Source organism: Serratia sp. AKBS12 (genome assembly GCF_024793895.1).
Taxonomy (GTDB): Bacteria; Pseudomonadota; Gammaproteobacteria; order Enterobacterales; family Enterobacteriaceae; genus Serratia_F.
This window is the reverse complement of sequence record NZ_JANUSB010000009.1, coordinates 1-16335: the sequence shown is the minus strand read 5'-3', so window position 1 is coordinate 16335 and position 16335 is coordinate 1. Positions and strand designations below refer to the sequence as shown.

The 16335-nt window shown below is 56.7% G+C and carries 11 protein-coding genes; 4 read left to right on the top strand and 7 right to left on the bottom strand.

Annotated elements, in window-relative coordinates:
- Window positions 1-7: 7 nt before the first annotated feature.
- Both NYE85_RS06440 and metH read right to left on the bottom strand, forming a co-directional pair.
- On the bottom strand, window positions 8-574 hold the full coding sequence (locus NYE85_RS06440; protein ID WP_259003839.1) for a glycerol-3-phosphate responsive antiterminator: 567 nt from the start codon (window positions 572-574) through the stop codon (window positions 8-10).
- 37 nt (window positions 575-611) lie between these two features.
- A complete protein-coding gene (gene metH / locus NYE85_RS06435) occupies window positions 612-4292 on the bottom strand; it encodes a methionine synthase (RefSeq protein WP_259003838.1) in 3681 nt (1226 codons plus the stop codon).
- Window positions 4293-4603: 311 nt separating this feature from the next.
- Between metH and iclR the strand changes: the two genes are divergently transcribed.
- The 4 genes from iclR to NYE85_RS06415 all read left to right on the top strand — a co-directional run bounded on the left by iclR (window position 4604) and on the right by NYE85_RS06415 (window position 8898).
- Window positions 4604-5434, top strand: coding sequence for a glyoxylate bypass operon transcriptional repressor IclR (iclR, locus tag NYE85_RS06430; RefSeq protein ID WP_259003836.1), 831 nt, complete (start codon window positions 4604-4606; stop codon window positions 5432-5434).
- A gap of 248 nt (window positions 5435-5682) precedes the next feature.
- A complete protein-coding gene (gene gntK / locus NYE85_RS06425; protein ID WP_259003834.1) occupies window positions 5683-6222 on the top strand; it encodes a gluconokinase in 540 nt (179 codons plus the stop codon).
- 137 nt (window positions 6223-6359) lie between these two features.
- Complete coding sequence (edd, locus tag NYE85_RS06420; RefSeq protein ID WP_259003833.1) at window positions 6360-8174, top strand: phosphogluconate dehydratase; 1815 nt, start codon at window positions 6360-6362, stop codon at window positions 8172-8174.
- A gap of 82 nt (window positions 8175-8256) precedes the next feature.
- Complete coding sequence (locus NYE85_RS06415; protein ID WP_259003832.1) at window positions 8257-8898, top strand: bifunctional 4-hydroxy-2-oxoglutarate aldolase/2-dehydro-3-deoxy-phosphogluconate aldolase; 642 nt, start codon at window positions 8257-8259, stop codon at window positions 8896-8898.
- A gap of 30 nt (window positions 8899-8928) precedes the next feature.
- Here NYE85_RS06415 and aceK read toward each other — a convergent pair whose 3' ends face one another.
- The 5 genes from aceK to NYE85_RS06390 all read right to left on the bottom strand — a co-directional run bounded on the left by aceK (window position 8929) and on the right by NYE85_RS06390 (window position 15822).
- Window positions 8929-10683, bottom strand: coding sequence for a bifunctional isocitrate dehydrogenase kinase/phosphatase (gene aceK, locus NYE85_RS06410; protein WP_259003831.1), 1755 nt, complete (start codon window positions 10681-10683; stop codon window positions 8929-8931).
- Window positions 10684-10758: 75 nt separating this feature from the next.
- Window positions 10759-12066 (bottom strand): isocitrate lyase, encoded by a 1308-nt coding sequence (gene aceA / locus NYE85_RS06405; protein WP_259003830.1) that lies wholly within the window; start codon window positions 12064-12066, stop codon window positions 10759-10761.
- A gap of 42 nt (window positions 12067-12108) precedes the next feature.
- Window positions 12109-13707 carry a malate synthase A gene (aceB, locus tag NYE85_RS06400; RefSeq protein WP_259003829.1) on the bottom strand — a complete coding sequence of 533 codons (1599 nt, stop codon included), beginning with the start codon at window positions 13705-13707 and terminating at the stop codon, window positions 12109-12111.
- Window positions 13708-14092: 385 nt separating this feature from the next.
- On the bottom strand, window positions 14093-15022 hold the full coding sequence (gene metA / locus NYE85_RS06395; protein ID WP_259003828.1) for a homoserine O-succinyltransferase: 930 nt from the start codon (window positions 15020-15022) through the stop codon (window positions 14093-14095).
- A gap of 131 nt (window positions 15023-15153) precedes the next feature.
- Window positions 15154-15822, bottom strand: coding sequence for a hypothetical protein (locus tag NYE85_RS06390; RefSeq protein ID WP_259003826.1), 669 nt, complete (start codon window positions 15820-15822; stop codon window positions 15154-15156).
- Window positions 15823-16335: the final 513 nt, after the last annotated feature.

The following is a 16335-nucleotide window of genomic DNA, read 5'->3' as shown; positions in this document are numbered from 1 at the left end:
CCCTTGATTACAACTTCAACTTCCAGACTTCGTGATTGGTGGTGGCTACGGCGATGGCCCCGGCATTCAGCGCGGTTTGAGCATCATCCTCATCGCACACCAGACCGCCAGCAATGATCGGCAGATTGATCTTTTCTGCCACCCAACCGAGCACCTTGGGCATACAGCCCGGCAGGATTTCGATGCAGTCCGGCGTCGACTGCGCGACCTGCTTGTCAATATTGTGGAAAGAGATCGAATCCATGATAAACAACCGGTGAATGGTATAGAAACCTTGCTGACGAGCTGCCTTCACCATTGAAGCCTTGGTGCTGATAATGCCATCCGCCGCCGTGACAATCTTCAGGAAATTGATCACGATCTCCTTGTTGGAGCTACCTTCCAGCAAATCGACATGCACAAAGGCATATTTACCCGCCTCTTTTACCTGCTGCACAATACGGCCAATATTGCAGATGTTGCCATACAGCACCGAGATGATCTGGCAATCCGACTTCACCGCAACCTGTAGGCTTTCATTATCTTTTACCGCTGCGATCACCGGATGCAGCTTTAACAGTTCGTCGATAGACACGTTGTTCCCCTGTAACTTTCAGCCTGCTGGCTGCAAATCAATCGGCATCGTATCCCAGATTTGGGGCCAGCCAGCGCTCAACCTCGCTGACGCTCATGCCTTTGCGCGCCGCGTAATCTTCGACCTGATCGCGCTGGATCTGCGCCACGGCGAAATATTTGCTTTGCGGATGGCTGAAGTACCACCCGGACACCGCCGCCCCAGGCCACATGGCGAAGGATTCGGTCAGCACCATACCGGTATGGCGGTTAACGTCCAACAGTTGCCAGATTTCGGCCTTCTCGGTGTGCTCCGGGCAGGCCGGATATCCCGGCGCCGGGCGGATGCCCTGATAATTTTCGCGGATCAGCTCTTCATTGCTGAGGTTTTCGTCGGCCGCAAAACCCCAGTGCAGCTTGCGTACCTGTTCATGCAGATACTCGGCGAATGCCTCGGCCAGACGGTCTGACAGCGCCTTTACCATGATTTTGTTGTAGTCATCGTGCTGCGCGTCGTAGGCCGCCGCCAGATCGTCCTCTTCCAGCCCGCCGGTCACGGCAAACGCGCCAAAGTAATCGGCCTTGCCGCTGCTTTTCGGCGCAACGAAATCCGCCAGGCAGTAGTTGGGGAAATCGGTTTTTTCAGTCTGCTGACGTAAGTGGCGGCTGACCACCAGCACCTCGTCGCGCCGTTCATCGCGATAGACTTCCACGTCATCGCCCACGCGGTTCGCCGGGAACAGACCGTAGACGCCGCGCGGATTCAGGCTACGCTTGGCCGCCAGCATGTCCAGCATCTGATTGGCGTCGTCGAACAGGCGTTTGGCTTCTTCGCCCACAACCTCGTCTTGCAGAATGCGCGGGTATTTGCCCGCCAGCGACCAGGTCATGAAGAATGGCGTCCAGTCGATGTAAGGACGCAGCGTGGCAATATCGGCCTCCACCGGGAACACGCCCAATTGTCGTGGCACCGGCGGGCTGTAGTTGTCCCAATCGAGCACCATGGCGTTGGCGCGCGCCTTCTCCAGGCTGACCGGCGGGGTTCGCGGTTTTTTACGCCCATGCTGGATGCGCACGGTTTCATACTCTTTACGCGTCCGGGCGACAAACGCGTCGCGCTGAGTGTCCGACAGCAGCGCCGACACCACGCCAACGGTGCGCGAGGCGTTTTGCACATAGGTGGTCGACCCGCTGTAGTTCTGTTCTATTTTCACCGCAGTATGGGCTTTGGAGGTGGTGGCGCCGCCAATCAGCAGCGGCAGCGTGAAGCCCTGACGCTCCATTTCTTTCGCCACGTTGACCATTTCGTCCAGCGAGGGCGTGATTAGCCCCGACAGGCCAATAATATCGACGTTCTCTTCGCGCGCCGTCTTAAGAATTTTATCAGTCGGTACCATTACGCCGAGATCGATGATTTCATAGTTGTTGCACTGCAGTACCACACCGACGATATTTTTGCCGATGTCGTGTACGTCCCCTTTCACCGTCGCCAGCAGGATCTTGCCGGCACTGCTGCCCTGCTGCTTGCTGGCCTGAATGTACGGTTCCAGATAGGCGACCGCCTGCTTCATCACCCGCGCAGACTTCACCACCTGCGGCAGGAACATTTTACCTTCACCGAACAGGTCGCCAACCACGTTCATGCCGGCCATCAGCGGCCCTTCGATTACCTCAATCGGCCGGTCTGCCTGCTGGCGCGCCTCTTCGGTATCCAGTTCGATAAATTCGGTGATGCCTTTCACCAGCGAGTATTCCAGCCGTTTGGCCACCGGCCAGCCGCGCCATTCCGCCTGCTGAACCGCGGCCTCGCTGTCTTTGCTGCCACGGTATTTTTCCGCCAGCTCCAGCAGGCGTTCAGTACCGTCCGGCCGGCGGTTGAGCACCACATCCTCCACCGCGTCGCGCAACTCGGCGGACAGGTCGTCGTAAATCGCCAACTGGCCGGCGTTGACGATGCCCATATCCATGCCGTTGCGGATGGCGTGATAGAGAAACACCGCGTGGATCGCTTCGCGCACCGGATCGTTGCCACGGAACGAGAACGACACGTTGGAAACACCGCCGGAGATCATCGCATGCGGCAGGTGGGTTTTAATGTCGGCACAGGCTTCGATAAAGTCGACGGCATAGTTGTTATGCTCGTCGATACCGGTCGCCACGGCGAAAATGTTGGGATCAAAGATGATGTCTTCCGGCGGGAAGCCAACGCGTTCGGTCAGGATCTTATAGGCGCGGCGGCAAATGTCGAACTTGCGTTCGCGGGTATCCGCCTGGCCAACCTCGTCAAACGCCATCACCACCACCGCTGCGCCGTAGCGACGCACCAGTTTGGCGTGGTGAATAAACGCCTCTTCACCCTCTTTCATTGAAATCGAGTTGACGATGCCTTTGCCCTGAATGCACTTCAGGCCTTGTTCTATCACCTGCCATTTGGAGGAGTCGATCATGATTGGCACACGGGCGATGTCCGGCTCGCCGGCAATCAGATTGAGGAAACGCACCATCGCCGCTTCGGCGTCAAGCATGCCCTCGTCCATATTGATGTCGATGATCTGCGCGCCGCTCTCCACCTGCTGACGCGCCACGTCCAGCGCTTCGTTATACTTTTCTTCTTTGATCAAGCGTTTGAAGCGTGCTGAACCGGTGACGTTGGTGCGCTCACCGACGTTGACGAATAACGATTTGGCGTCGATGTTCAGCGGCTCCAGGCCGGAAAGCCGGCAGGCAACCGGGATATCCGGCAGTCGGCGCGGCGGCACGCCCTCGACCGCCTTGGCCATCGCCGCAATATGCGCCGGCGTGGTGCCGCAGCAACCGCCGATAATATTCAGGAAACCGGCATGCGCCCATTCGGCTACCTGCTTCGCCATTTCTTCGGCATCGAGATCGTATTCGCCAAAGGCGTTCGGCAGGCCGGCGTTGGGGTGTGCGGTAACGTAACTTTCACTAATTCGCGCCAGCTCCGCCACGTACTGGCGCAGTTCGTCCGGCCCCAGCGCGCAGTTGAGGCCAAAGGATAGCGGTTTGACGTGGCGCAGCGAGTTGTAGAACGCTTCGGTGGTCTGGCCGGAGAGCGTACGGCCAGAGGCATCGGTGATGGTGCCGGAAATCATGATCGGCAGCGTCACCCCCAGCGCCTCGAATTCGGTTTCAACGGCAAACGCGGCGGCTTTGGCGTTCAGGGTATCAAAGATGGTTTCGATCATGATCAGATCGACACCGCCGGCCACCAGAGCGCGGGTGGATTCGCGGTAGGCGGCGACCAGCTCATCAAACGACACATTACGGAAAGCCGGATCGTTGACGTTCGGTGAAATGGACGCGGTGCGGTTGGTGGGACCGAGCACCCCGGCCACGTAGCGCGGCCGTTGCGGCGTTCGCGCCGTCCACGCATCGGCGCAGGTGCGCGCCAGGCAGGCAGCCTGATAGTTGATTTCGGCTGACAGCGATTCCATATGGTAATCGGCCATGGCGATCGGCGTGGCGTTAAAGGTGTTGGTTTCGAGAATATCGGCGCCGGCGGCCAGGTAGCCGTCATGTATGGCGGTAATGATTTCCGGCTTGGTCAACACCAGCAGGTCGTTGTTGCCTTTCAGATCGCTCTGCCAGTCGGCAAAACGTTCGCCGCGATAGTCTTCTTCCAACAGCCCATAGCTCTGGATCATGGTGCCCATACCGCCGTCCAGCACCAAAATGCGCTGCGCAAGCTGCTGGCGCAGTTGTTCTACTCGATTCGTCACTGTAACCCCTTCTCCCCTCGCCGTTCCACGCCTCGCCGGCGCCAGCTGCGCGTCGTTGTTCGCCCACGATGGGCTTTATTGTTCGGGCTGCGCCTTGCTGCAACGTGAAACCTACCGAGCCTGTAATGCCATCAGCCAATCGTTCTAAAAACGAACCATCCTAGCACAGTAAAGCGGGGCTGCGGGGGCAGCGCCAATTGAGAGTTTTTCAGGATCGCTGTTTAACACATCCGATGAGCGCAATCGCGTATTGCAATTCATACTCAAAAAACGAAAATGAATTCCATGATACGGAAAAAGGAAGCTTGAACATGGCCACACCCGTTCCCGCCAAACGCGGCAAAAAACCGCGCGCCACCGCTGCAACTGCCAGCAGCGCCACCGGACAGGTGCAATCGCTGACCCGCGGCCTGAAGTTGCTGGAATACATCGCCGAAGCGCAGGGTAACGTCGCGCTGACCGATCTGGCTCAGCAGGCGGGCCTGCCGAATTCAACCACCCACCGGCTGTTGTCCACCATGCAGCAGCAAGGCTTCGTACGCCAGGTGGGCGATCTGGGCCTGTGGACTATTGGCTCACATGCGTTTGTGGTCGGCAGCAGCTTCCTGCAAAGCCGCAACCTGCTGGCGATGGTGCACCCGACGCTGCGCCGTCTGATGGAGGAGTCCGGCGAAACCGTCAATCTGGCGGTGCTGGATACCAGTGAATATCAGGCGATTATTATCGATCAGGTGCAATGTACCGCGTTGATGCGCATGTCGGCACCCATCGGCGGTAAATTGCCGATGCACGCATCCGGCGCAGGTAAAGCGTTTCTCGCCACTCTGTCCGACGAACAGGTCACCCGGCTGTTGCACCAAAAGGGCATGCAGACCTATACCCCGCATACCCTGACGCCGCATAACCTGAAGGAAGGGCTGGCGCAAATCCGCAAGCAGGGGTTTTCCTTTGATGATGAAGAACATGCGCTTGGACTACGTTGCGTTGCGGCCTGTATTTTTGATGAGCATCGCGAAGCGTTCGCGGCGATCTCCATTTCCGGGCCGGTGTCGCGCATTACCGATAACCGCGTTATCGAACTGGGCGCGCTGGTGATCCACGCTGCAAAAGAGATCAGCCTGGCCTACGGCGGCGTACGCTAATTCTCCCCTCCTTTCCCTGCGGCACCTACCTTGCGGGGAAAGAGCCCCTCCCGCCACTGCCTTACGGCGTCATGCCACCAGCAGCGTAATTCCTGTACGAAAAGTTTGATTCCGATCACAGTTAACGACGGCAAAAGGTAAAGCTGATTGCCTCCGAAGCCGCTTGCGCCGACAATGTTACCGATAACATGTTACCGGTAACAACACTATTGCACGGTAACGACACCCATCGCGTTTGGAGCTAAGCCATGACCAATAATCAAAACCGTATTTACGTCATCATGGGCGTTTCCGGCAGTGGCAAATCTGCCGTCGCCGGTGCCGTTGCCCGCCAACTTTCCGCCGGCTTTCTGGATGGCGACTTCCTGCATCCACGCAGCAATATCATGAAAATGGCCGACGGCATGGCGCTAAATGACGACGATCGCGCGCCCTGGCTGGCTGCGCTCAATGACGCCGCGTTCGCCATGCAACGCACCAATAACGTGTCGATTATCGTGTGCTCGGCGCTGAAAAAGCATTATCGCGATCGCCTGCGCGCCGGTAACGGCAACCTGTCGTTTATTTATCTGCACGGTGACCTGCCGGTGATCGAAGCGCGCCTCAGCGCCCGCAAAGGCCATTTCTTCAAACCACAGATGCTGGTGTCGCAGTTTGACGCGCTGGAACAGCCGGGTGTTGATGAAAGTGATGTGATGGCGGTGGATATCAACCAACCGCTGGAAGGGGTGATTGCCGATACCCTGCAACACATTCAAAGCTTCATGCCGCAGGAAGATTGCGCGTAAATAGCGCCCCAGCTCGGCGGCCCACATCGGCGAGCCCGTTTTAAATTCGACACACTTATAACAACACCATGATTGGCCCTTGGTATCACCGGGCCCGCCATTGCTGGCGATAACTATAACGACAATGTGAGGAAGGTATGATTAATTCAACCCTATCCCGTGTAACACAGCGCATTATTGAACGCTCCAAAGACAGCCGTGCTGCCTATCTGGCACGTATCGACGCCGCCCGCAGCCAAACCGTGCATCGCGCCCAGCTGGCCTGCGGCAACCTGGCACACGGCTTTGCCGCCTGCCAACCGGAAGATAAAAACGCGCTGAAAAACATGGTGCGCAGCGATATCGCCATCATCACCGCCTACAACGATATGCTGTCTGCCCACCAGCCCTACGAAGATTATCCGCAGAAGCTGAAACAGGCGCTAAATGCCGTCGGGGCGGTCGGTCAGGTGGCCGGTGGCGTACCGGCAATGTGCGACGGTGTGACCCAGGGACAGGATGGCATGGAACTGTCGCTGATGAGCCGGGACGTGATCGCCATGTCGGCGGCGGTCGGGCTGTCGCATAATATGTTCGATGGCGCGCTGTTTCTCGGCATTTGCGACAAGATTGTTCCGGGGCTGGTGATGTCCGCGCTGTCGTTCGGCCATTTGCCTGCGGTGTTCGTGCCCGCCGGACCGATGAGCAGCGGCCTGCCAAACAAAGAGAAAGTCCGCGTGCGCCAGTTGTATGCCGAAGGCAAGGCAGACCGCCAGGCGCTGCTGGAGGCGGAAGCCGCCTCTTACCACAGCATTGGCACCTGTACCTTCTACGGCACTGCCAATACCAACCAGATGATCATGGAGGTAATGGGCCTGCACCTGCCGGGCGCCTCGTTTGTCCACCCGGACACGCCGCTACGCGCCGCGCTGACCGATGCTGCCGCTCGCCAGGTCACGCGCCTGACCGAAACCTCCGGCAACTATCTGCCCATTGGCCAGCTGATGAACGAAAAAGTGGTGGTCAACGGCATCGTTTCGCTGCTGGCCACCGGCGGCTCCACCAACCTGACCATGCACATGGTGGCCATGGCGCGCGCCGCCGGCATCATCATCAACTGGGATGATTTCTCCGAGCTGTCGGACGCCGTGCCGCTGCTGTGCCGCATCTACCCCAATGGCCCGGCCGACATCAACCAGTTCCAGGCCGCCGGTGGCGTGCAACTGGTGGTGCGCGAACTGTTGAAGCATGGCTTGCTGCACCGTGACGTACACACCGTCGCCGGGTTTGGCCTTGAGCGTTACACCCAGGAACCCTGGCTGGACAACGGCAGTCTGGCGTGGCGCGACGGTGCGGAAAGTTCGCTCGACGCTCAGGTTATCGCCAGCATCGCCCAGCCGTTCGAGCACCACGGCGGAACCAAGGTGTTGTCCGGCAACCTTGGCCGCGCGGTGATGAAAACCTCGGCCGTGCCAGCGGATAACCAGATTATCGAAGCGCCGGCAGTGGTGTTTGAAAGCCAGCACGACATCGTTCCGGCCTTCGAAGCCGGACTGCTGAACAAAGATTGCGTGGTGGTGGTGCGCTTCCAGGGGCCGCAGGCCAACGGCATGCCGGAACTGCACAAGCTGATGCCGCCGCTTGGCGTGCTGATGGATCGTGGTTTCAAGGTGGCACTGGTGACCGATGGTCGGCTGTCCGGCGCTTCCGGCAAGGTGCCCTCCGCCATCCATGTAACGCCGGAAGCCTATACCGGCGGCATGCTGGCGAAAGTACGCAACGGCGACATTATCCGCGTCAATGGCCGCAGCGGCGAACTGGAACTGCAGGTTGGTGCGGCCGAACTGGCCGCGCGCGAAGCGTATCGCCCAGATCTGAGCGCCGAGCACATCGGCTGTGGACGCGAACTGTTTGGCGCACTGCGCAGCCAGCTTTCTGGCGCGGAACAGGGTGCCTGCTGCATCAAATTTTAATCGATGAGGAAACGCGGCCGAGGGGGCGTCACCCCGCTATCGGCCGTCGGTTTCCCGCCCCAACGTTGAAGAGAGTTGATAAATGAAGAATTGGAAAACGAGCGCCGAGCAGATCCTCAGCGCCGGCCCGGTGGTACCGGTGATTGTCATCAACAAACTGGAGCATGCGGTGCCGCTGGCAAAGGCGCTGGTCGCCGGCGGCGTACGAGTGCTGGAAGTGACGCTACGTACCGCCTGTGCCATCGACGCGATTCGCGCCATCGCCGACGCGGTACCAGACGCCATCATCGGTGCCGGCACCGTCATTAATCCGCAGCAATTACGACAGGTGACCGAGGCTGGCGCGCAGTTCGCCATCAGTCCTGGCCTGACCGCCGAGCTGCTGAGCGCCGCAACCGCTGGCACCATTCCCTTGATTCCGGGCATCAGCACCGTGTCTGAACTGATGCTGGGTATGGATCATGGCCTGCGTGAATTCAAGTTCTTCCCGGCGGAAGCCAATGGTGGTGTGAAAGCACTGCAGGCAATCTGCGGTCCGTTCCCGCAGGTGCGCTTCTGCCCAACCGGCGGTATTTCACCTGGCAACTACCGTGACTATCTGGCGCTGAACAGCGTGCTGTGCATCGGTGGTTCCTGGCTGGTACCTGCCGATGCGCTGGAAAGCGGTGACTATGCGCGTATTACCGAGTTGGCTCGCGCAGCCGTTGCCGGCGCGCAGGCATAAGCAGTAACAAGAGCGCAGGTCGCTGCGCTCTTATACCGCCGCGGGGGTTGCCGGTATGTCCGCGCCGCTACGCTGGCTGAAACGCCGCTTTTTGCGGTAGGCGAACACGTCTTCAACGTGCCCCTGACGAATGCGCTGCTGCAAACCACGCCAGTATTGCGCGGTAAATAAATCACCGTGTAACTCCTCAAACACCTGACGGATCCGCCGATCGCTGCACAGAAAATGGCGAAATTCTTCCGGGAACACATCATTGGGTGAGGTGCTGTACCACGGCTCGCTGGCCAATTCGTCCTCCGGGTAGCGCGGCGGCGGAATATCGCGGAAATTCACTTCGGTCATGTAACAGATTTCATCATAATCGTAGAACACCACCCGCCCATGGCGGGTAACGCCAAAATTCTTGAACAGCATATCGCCCGGGAAAATATTGGCCGCCGCCAGCTGTTTTATCGCATTACCGTATTCTTCGATCGCGTCACGCAACTGCCGATCGCCGGCCTGCTCAAGGTACAGGTTGAGCGGCGTCATGCGGCGCTCCATATACAAATGTCTGATAACGATCTGCTCACCCAGATCTACCAGCTTTTCCGGTACTTCGCGCTGTAATTCTGCCAACAGCTCCGGGCTGATGCGCGCCTTGTCGATGACGAAGTTTTCATACTCCTGCGTATCCGCCATTCGTCCAACGCGATCGTGCTCTTTCACCAACTGATAGCAGGCCATTACCTGCGCCTGGGTAACCTCTTTTTGCGGGGCGAACTGGTCTTTGATCACCTTGAATACCCGATCGAACGACGGCAGGGTAAATACCAGCATCACCATGCCCTTAACCCCCGGCGCAATGATGAACTGCTGTTGCGAGGTGGCCATAAACGTTAGATATTCGCGATAACATTCGGTTTTTCCATGTTTTTGGCAACCAATCGCCATATACAGTTCGGCGGTGGTCTTGCCTGGCAAAATTTCACGCAGCCATTCCACCATCGCCGCTGGCAGCGGGGCATACACCATAAAGTAGGAACGGGCGAAGCCAAACACGATGCTGGCCTCTTCCTTGCGGGTCAGACAGGTATCGATAAACAGCGCCCCCGCATCGCTACGGTGGATCGGCAGCAGAAACGGGAACACCTCATCTGCGGTGCGCAGCTTCCCTACCAGCCAGGCCGCCTTATTGCGGTAAAACAGCTCGTTGGCGATGTGGAAAGTCGCTCCAGACAGCTGTGCGGCGCTGAAATCCTGCTGCAACGCCGCCGTGATGTAACCAATATCGCGTGGCAAATCCTCCCACGGCAGGCGCAGCGGTAAATCGCTTAACAGATTATTCAGCATCGCCGGTAGAGAGTCGTTGACCATAAAGTCCCGCGCCAACGGGCGCGGAATATCGCGAAAACGCCGTTCGGGCTGCGAACTGAAGACAAACAGTTTATCCGGCGTAAGGTCACGGTGTTTGAACAGGCGGCAATAGACCGAATTGAAGAAGCTTTCGGCGATTTCAAAACGCGGGTAATCCGGCAGCAGTTCGGTATACACCGCCTTTACCCGGCTGGGAAACTGCGCATCGAAGTACTTTTGCCCGGTGATGCATTTCAGCTGTTCCACTACCAACCCCACGTGGTGATCGTAGAGATGGATACGTTTTTTCATCGCCTGTTGCACTGCCGGCCAGTCAGCCCGCTCAAAGCGCTGTTGCGCCCCGGCGGTGACTTCCAGAAAGCGACCATATTGTGCATCAAAACCTTGCAGGATGGTCTGCGCGATCAACAACTCCAGTTTTGCCGCCATCGTGTGCTCCCCCAACGGATGAGGGCCGGGATGCCGGCCCTCTATGCCTATCAGCTCCAAACCATCGGCTCGGTGCTAAAACTGCTGCTCTTCGGTCGATCCGGTCAAGGCAGTGACCGACGAGGCTCCGCCCTGGATCACCGTAGTGACCTTATCAAAGTAACCGGTGCCCACCTCCTGCTGGTGCGAGGCAAAGGTATAGCCGCGGCTGACGGCATCAAATTCCGGCTGCTGCACTTTGTCGACATAATGCTTCATGCCTTCGCCCTGCGCATAGGCATGCGCCAGATCGAACATGTTGAACCACATGCTGTGTATGCCGGCCAGCGTGATGAACTGGTATTTGTAGCCCATCGCCGACAGCTCGTCCTGGAAGCGGGCAATGGTCTGATCGTCGAGATTCTTTTTCCAGTTGAACGACGGCGAGCAGTTGTAGGCCAGCAGTTTGCCCGGGAATTTGGCGTGGATGGCGTCGGCAAAGCGCTTGGCGGCTGCCAAATCCGGCGTCGAGGTTTCACACCACACCAGATCGGCATAAGGCGCATAGGCCAAGCCACGGCTGATCGCCTGCTCAATGCCGGCATAGGTACGGAAGAAACCTTCGGCGGTGCGTTCACCGCTGATGAATGGGCTGTCGTACGGGTCGCAGTCCGAAGTCAGCAGATCGGCCGCATCGGCGTCGGTACGGGCGATCAGCAGCGTCGGTACGCCCAGTACATCGGCCGCCAAGCGCGCCGCGACCAGTTTCTGAATCGCTTCCTGCGTTGGCACCAGTACTTTGCCGCCCATATGGCCACATTTTTTAACCGCCGCCAATTGATCTTCAAAATGCACGCCGGCCGCGCCGGCTTCAATCATCGCCTTCATCAGCTCAAACGCATTCAGTACGCCGCCAAAACCGGCCTCCGCGTCGGCAACGATCGGCAGGAAATAATCGGTATAGCCTTGGCTGCCCGGCTCGATCTTGTTCGCCCACTGGATCTGATCGGCACGGCGGAAGCTGTTATTGATGCGCTCAACCACCGCCGGCACCGAATCAACCGGGTACAGCGACTGGTCCGGATACATCGCCGAGGCGGTGTTGGCGTCAGCAGCTACCTGCCAGCCCGACAGATAAATCGCCTCGACGCCGGCCTTGGCCTGCTGCAGCGCCTGTCCGCCGGTTAATGCCCCCAGGCTGTTAACGTAGCCCTTGCGCGACTTGCCGTGCAGCAGTTCCCACAGTTTGGCAGCACCGTTTTGCGCCAGCGTACACGCCGGGTTAACCGAACCACGCAGGTTGATCACGTCTTGTGCACTGTACGGGCGGGTAATACCCTGCCAGCGTGCCGATTTCCAATCCTGCTCCAGCTGTTGAATCTGTTGGGTACGAGAGGTGGTCATAATTTTATCCTTGAATTGTAGGGGTTAACTATCAGCAGTGGTTCAGGCCAAGAGCTCATAACCGGGCAAGGTCAGGAAATCGATTAATTCATCCTGCGTGGTGATACGCTCCATCAGACGTGCCGCTTCTTGATAGCGGCCGGCGTTAAAACGTGTCTCGCCGACTTCATCACGTATCACTAACATCTCTTCTTTCAACATCTGACGGAACAGCGCCTTGGTAACCTGTTGCCCGTCGCTGAGGGTTTTTTCGTGGTGGATCCATTGCCAGATCGAGGTGCGGGAAATCTCCGCCGTGGCGGCGTCTTCCATCAGGCCGTAAATCGGCACGCAGCCGTTACCGGAAATCCATGCCTCAATGTATTGCACCGCCACGCGAATGTTGGCGCGCATGCCTGCTTCGGTCCGCTCGCCTTCACAGGGCTCCAGCAGTTGCTCGGCGGTGATCGGCGCATCATTTTCACGCAGCACCGCCAACTGGTTCTGTCGTTCGCCCAGGGCGTGGTTAAACACCGCCATGACGGTATCCGCCAGCCCGGGATGCGCCACCCAGGTGCCGTCGTGACCGTTGTCGGCTTCCAGCTGTTTGTCGGCACGCACCTTGTCCAATACCACGGCATTTTGCTCGGCATCCTTACTGGGGATAAACGCTGCCATACCGCCCATGGCAAATGCACCACGCTTGTGGCAGGTTTTAATCAGCAGGCGAGAATAGGCGCTGAGGAACGGTTTATTCATGGTCACCGACTGGCGATCCGGCAGCACCCGGTCGCCATGGTTCTTCAACGTTTTGATATAGCTGAAGATGTAATCCCAGCGGCCACAGTTCAACCCGACGATATGATCGCGCAGGTGATAGAGGATTTCGTCCATCTGGAAGACCGCCGGTAAGGTTTCAATCAGCACCGTGGCCTTGATGGTGCCACGTGGCAGAGCAAAACGATCTTCGGCAAAGCTGAAAACCTCGCTCCACCAGGCCGCCTCTTGCCAGGATTGGGTTTTCGGCAGGTAAAAATAGGGGCCGCTGCCGTTAGCCAGCAACTGGCGGTAGTTATGGAAGAAATAGAGTGCAAAGTCGAACAGACCGCCAGGAATCGCTTCGCCATGCCACTGCACGTGTTTTTCCGGCAGATGCAGCCCACGAACGCGAGCAATCAGCACCGCCGGATTTGGCTTCAGTTGATAAATTTTACCAGCTTCATTGGTATAGGAAATGGTGCCGTTAACCGCGTCGTGCAGATTGATTTGGCCATCGATGACCTTTTCCCAGCTTGGCGCCAGCGAATCTTCAAAGTCGGCCATGAATACCTTGACGTTGGCGTTCAGCGCATTGATCACCATCTTGCGCTCAACCGGCCCGGTGATTTCTACCCGACGGTCACGCAAGTCGGGCGGAATGCCGCGAATCGTCCACTCGCCCTCACGAATGGAACTGGTTTCCGAAATAAATCCTGGCAGAGCCCCACGATCGATATCAGCCTGCCAAGCGCTGCGCGCCGCCAAGAGTTTGTTGCGCTGCGGGGTAAATTTACTGACCAGTTCCGTCAGAAACTCAACCGCATCATCCGTCAGCACTTGGCGCTCGGCGACGCCAAAAGCCTGTGTAAAGGTTAACTCCGTGCCTACCATCTGCTGTGTCATTACCGTGCTCCTTCCCATCTTGCCGTTTTGCCCTTGGCAATCGGCCAGTACCCATGCACCAAAATGCGTGCGCTTCAGGGCGGATATAAACCATCGCCAACTGGTCAGATCTGGTTCCGTGTGATCTAAGAATAACCAACTAAATTTAAAAATCAAAAACGATTTCCATTTTTAAAATAAATATTTTATTAGTTATTTGTTATCAATAAGTTAATTGTGTTATTGCGTTAAATTCATAAGGAAAACGCTTCCATAACAAGGAAAGGTTGTAGCTAAATGGTTGTAACAAAAGGATTTTAACGATTGAAACAGGCAGGGGCAGAACGGGGGAGACGAACACCAGCATCGAGGCGGCCTCGATTCAGCCGCCAAAATCAGAGAAAGATTATTCGAGGGTCGGATTCATATGACGCAGATCGAACGGGGTGATCTGGTAAACAAAATAGTTCAGCCAATTGGAAAACAGGAGATGCCCATGGCTACGCCAGGTAGCTTTTGGTGCGAGTTGAGGATTGTCATCAGGGAAGTAATTCAGTGGAACCGTGGGGTTGAGGCCGGCATCATAATCCCGACGGTACTCTCCTGCCAGCGTCAACGCATCGTATTCTGGATGACCGGTAACAAACGCCAGCCGTTTGTCCTTGCTGGCAAACAGATAGGCGCCGGTTTGCTCCGACTCGGCCAGGATGTCGAGATCGGTATATTGGCGGATGATATCGGTCGGGAAATCGGCATAACGTGAGTGCGGCGCCAAAAAGGTTTCGTCAAAACCACGGGTCAATAACGCGTGCGGTTGCAGCGTTTGATGCTGGTACACTCCGGACAGCTTTACGTCACGCGTCATCTTGGGGATGCCGTACAGGATATTTAACGCAGCCTGTACCGCCCAGCACACGAACAGCGTCGAGGTAACGTGGTCCTTCGCCCAGTCGATAACACGTTCTATCTGGGGCCAGTAGGCAACGTCACAGAAGTCGACCAGACCTAATGGCGCGCCGGTCACGATCAGGCCGTCAAAGTTTTCGTTTTGTATGTCTTCAAAATCACAATAGAAGTTATTCAGATGCTCAGCCGGGGTGTTCTTTGATTCGCGACTGTCGATACGCAACAACTGAATGTCAATTTGCAACGGAGAATTGGACAGCAGCCGCAGGAACTGGTTTTCCGTCTCGATCTTTTTCGGCATCAGGTTAAGGATCAACACCTTCAATGGCCTGATTTCCTGTGTTTTTGCCCGTGAGGATGCCATGACAAAGACATTCTCATTTCGCAAGAAACTTACTGCAGGCAACTCATCAGGAACACGAATCGGCATTGCTTACCCCTCACACATCCGTTTATACGTTTAGACTTCTAGATGCCCGAAGATAGCTTTTTTTCTGCGTAATGTCGAGCCTGTAACCGTAAGGTGAAAATGTTTCATTACCGGCACGGACAAAACCTAAATCAACGTTTACGCAGTACGCCGTCTGGATTGGCATTCGTCATAGCGCAGCTTTCACCATTGGTAATGATCAAGTATTCACCCAATCGATGTAGCTTAAGCTCACAAGGCGTATCCGTCGGTTGCTGAGCCACTAAAAGTGCATCCTGGTTAATTGCCGGCTCAGTAAACGGGAAGGTAAAACTGATGCGGCTCGGATCTTGCCCCCCTCCGACAAACTGATATTCGGCCCGCTTTTTAGTCACGATCAACTGCCGGCGACTATCATTGCTCACCCAGTATCCCTGCCAGCCTGTGGGCGCTACATTGTCCAATACCCGTACCGAATCAGCCTTTATCCAATTCGCCGTTTGTCTCCCTTTGGCGCTAATGTAATAACCACAGCGATATCCCCGCTGTTCTGGCCCAACGACCAAGCGATCGCCCGGCACCAGGTAATTGCGCCCTTGTTGGAAATGGCCATTTTCTAAGTTGGGATTATCATTCCAATCGCTTGGATAACGGTAATCGTAGAAAGCGCTTTTGACTGTTATTTCAGCCAGTTGTGCCCTATCTTGCGGTTGTTCATCCTGTGCGCCATAGCAAGACAGCCCCGAATCCGCCACCGCGGGCAAGCTGCAAGTCAGGGCCAGAAAGGTGGCGCAGCCGGTGAATATGTTGCCTAGCTTCATGAGTTACTCCTGTAATGGGTAGGGGAATAGCAGTAATTGTACTCAATTCCCTGCTCCGTAGGCTATAAAGGTCAAATCGCCGGTAAGAGACCGGAAAACAAGCTAATAGAAATGGCCAATCACGTAGAGATCGGGAAATTTACATGTAAAAAGCCCCATGCTTTCGCCTGGGGCTTCTTAAATTGATGCTGGGCAGTGTCTGCAATATTCGTCTCATACTGAGACTCCCCTGCCGGGCCGCCGCCAGAGGCGTTATCACCCGTCTCCGACGGACAAATCACATACTCATGCTCCGGCAGCACGCTAGATAACAGGCAAAACAAAAAGCCCCACGCTTGCGCGTAGGGCTTGTTGCTTTCCGCCAGGCAAATTCTGTTTCATTCCGGCCGTTACCCTCGTAACCACCCGAACCAATCTCGGAACTTCGCTGAAAATTATTCGCTCTAAAACACCTTCGGTGTTGTAAGGTTAAGCCTCACGGATCATTAGTACTGGTTAGCTCAATGCATCGCT

Excerpts from the sequence above, each read along its gene's own strand:
- iclR (WP_259003836.1), top strand. The coding sequence starts at position 4,604 with ATGGCCACACCCGTTCCCGCCAAACGCGGCAAAAAACCGCGCGCCACC.
- gntK (WP_259003834.1), top strand. The coding sequence starts at position 5,683 with ATGACCAATAATCAAAACCGTATTTACGTCATCATGGGCGTTTCCGGC.
- edd (WP_259003833.1), top strand. The coding sequence starts at position 6,360 with ATGATTAATTCAACCCTATCCCGTGTAACACAGCGCATTATTGAACGC.
- NYE85_RS06415 (WP_259003832.1), top strand. The coding sequence starts at position 8,257 with ATGAAGAATTGGAAAACGAGCGCCGAGCAGATCCTCAGCGCCGGCCCG.
- aceK (WP_259003831.1), bottom strand. The coding sequence starts at position 10,683 with ATGGCGGCAAAACTGGAGTTGTTGATCGCGCAGACCATCCTGCAAGGT.
- aceA (WP_259003830.1), bottom strand. The coding sequence starts at position 12,066 with ATGACCACCTCTCGTACCCAACAGATTCAACAGCTGGAGCAGGATTGG.
- aceB (WP_259003829.1), bottom strand. The coding sequence starts at position 13,707 with ATGACACAGCAGATGGTAGGCACGGAGTTAACCTTTACACAGGCTTTT.
- metA (WP_259003828.1), bottom strand. The coding sequence starts at position 15,022 with ATGCCGATTCGTGTTCCTGATGAGTTGCCTGCAGTAAGTTTCTTGCGA.
- NYE85_RS06390 (WP_259003826.1), bottom strand. The coding sequence starts at position 15,822 with ATGAAGCTAGGCAACATATTCACCGGCTGCGCCACCTTTCTGGCCCTG.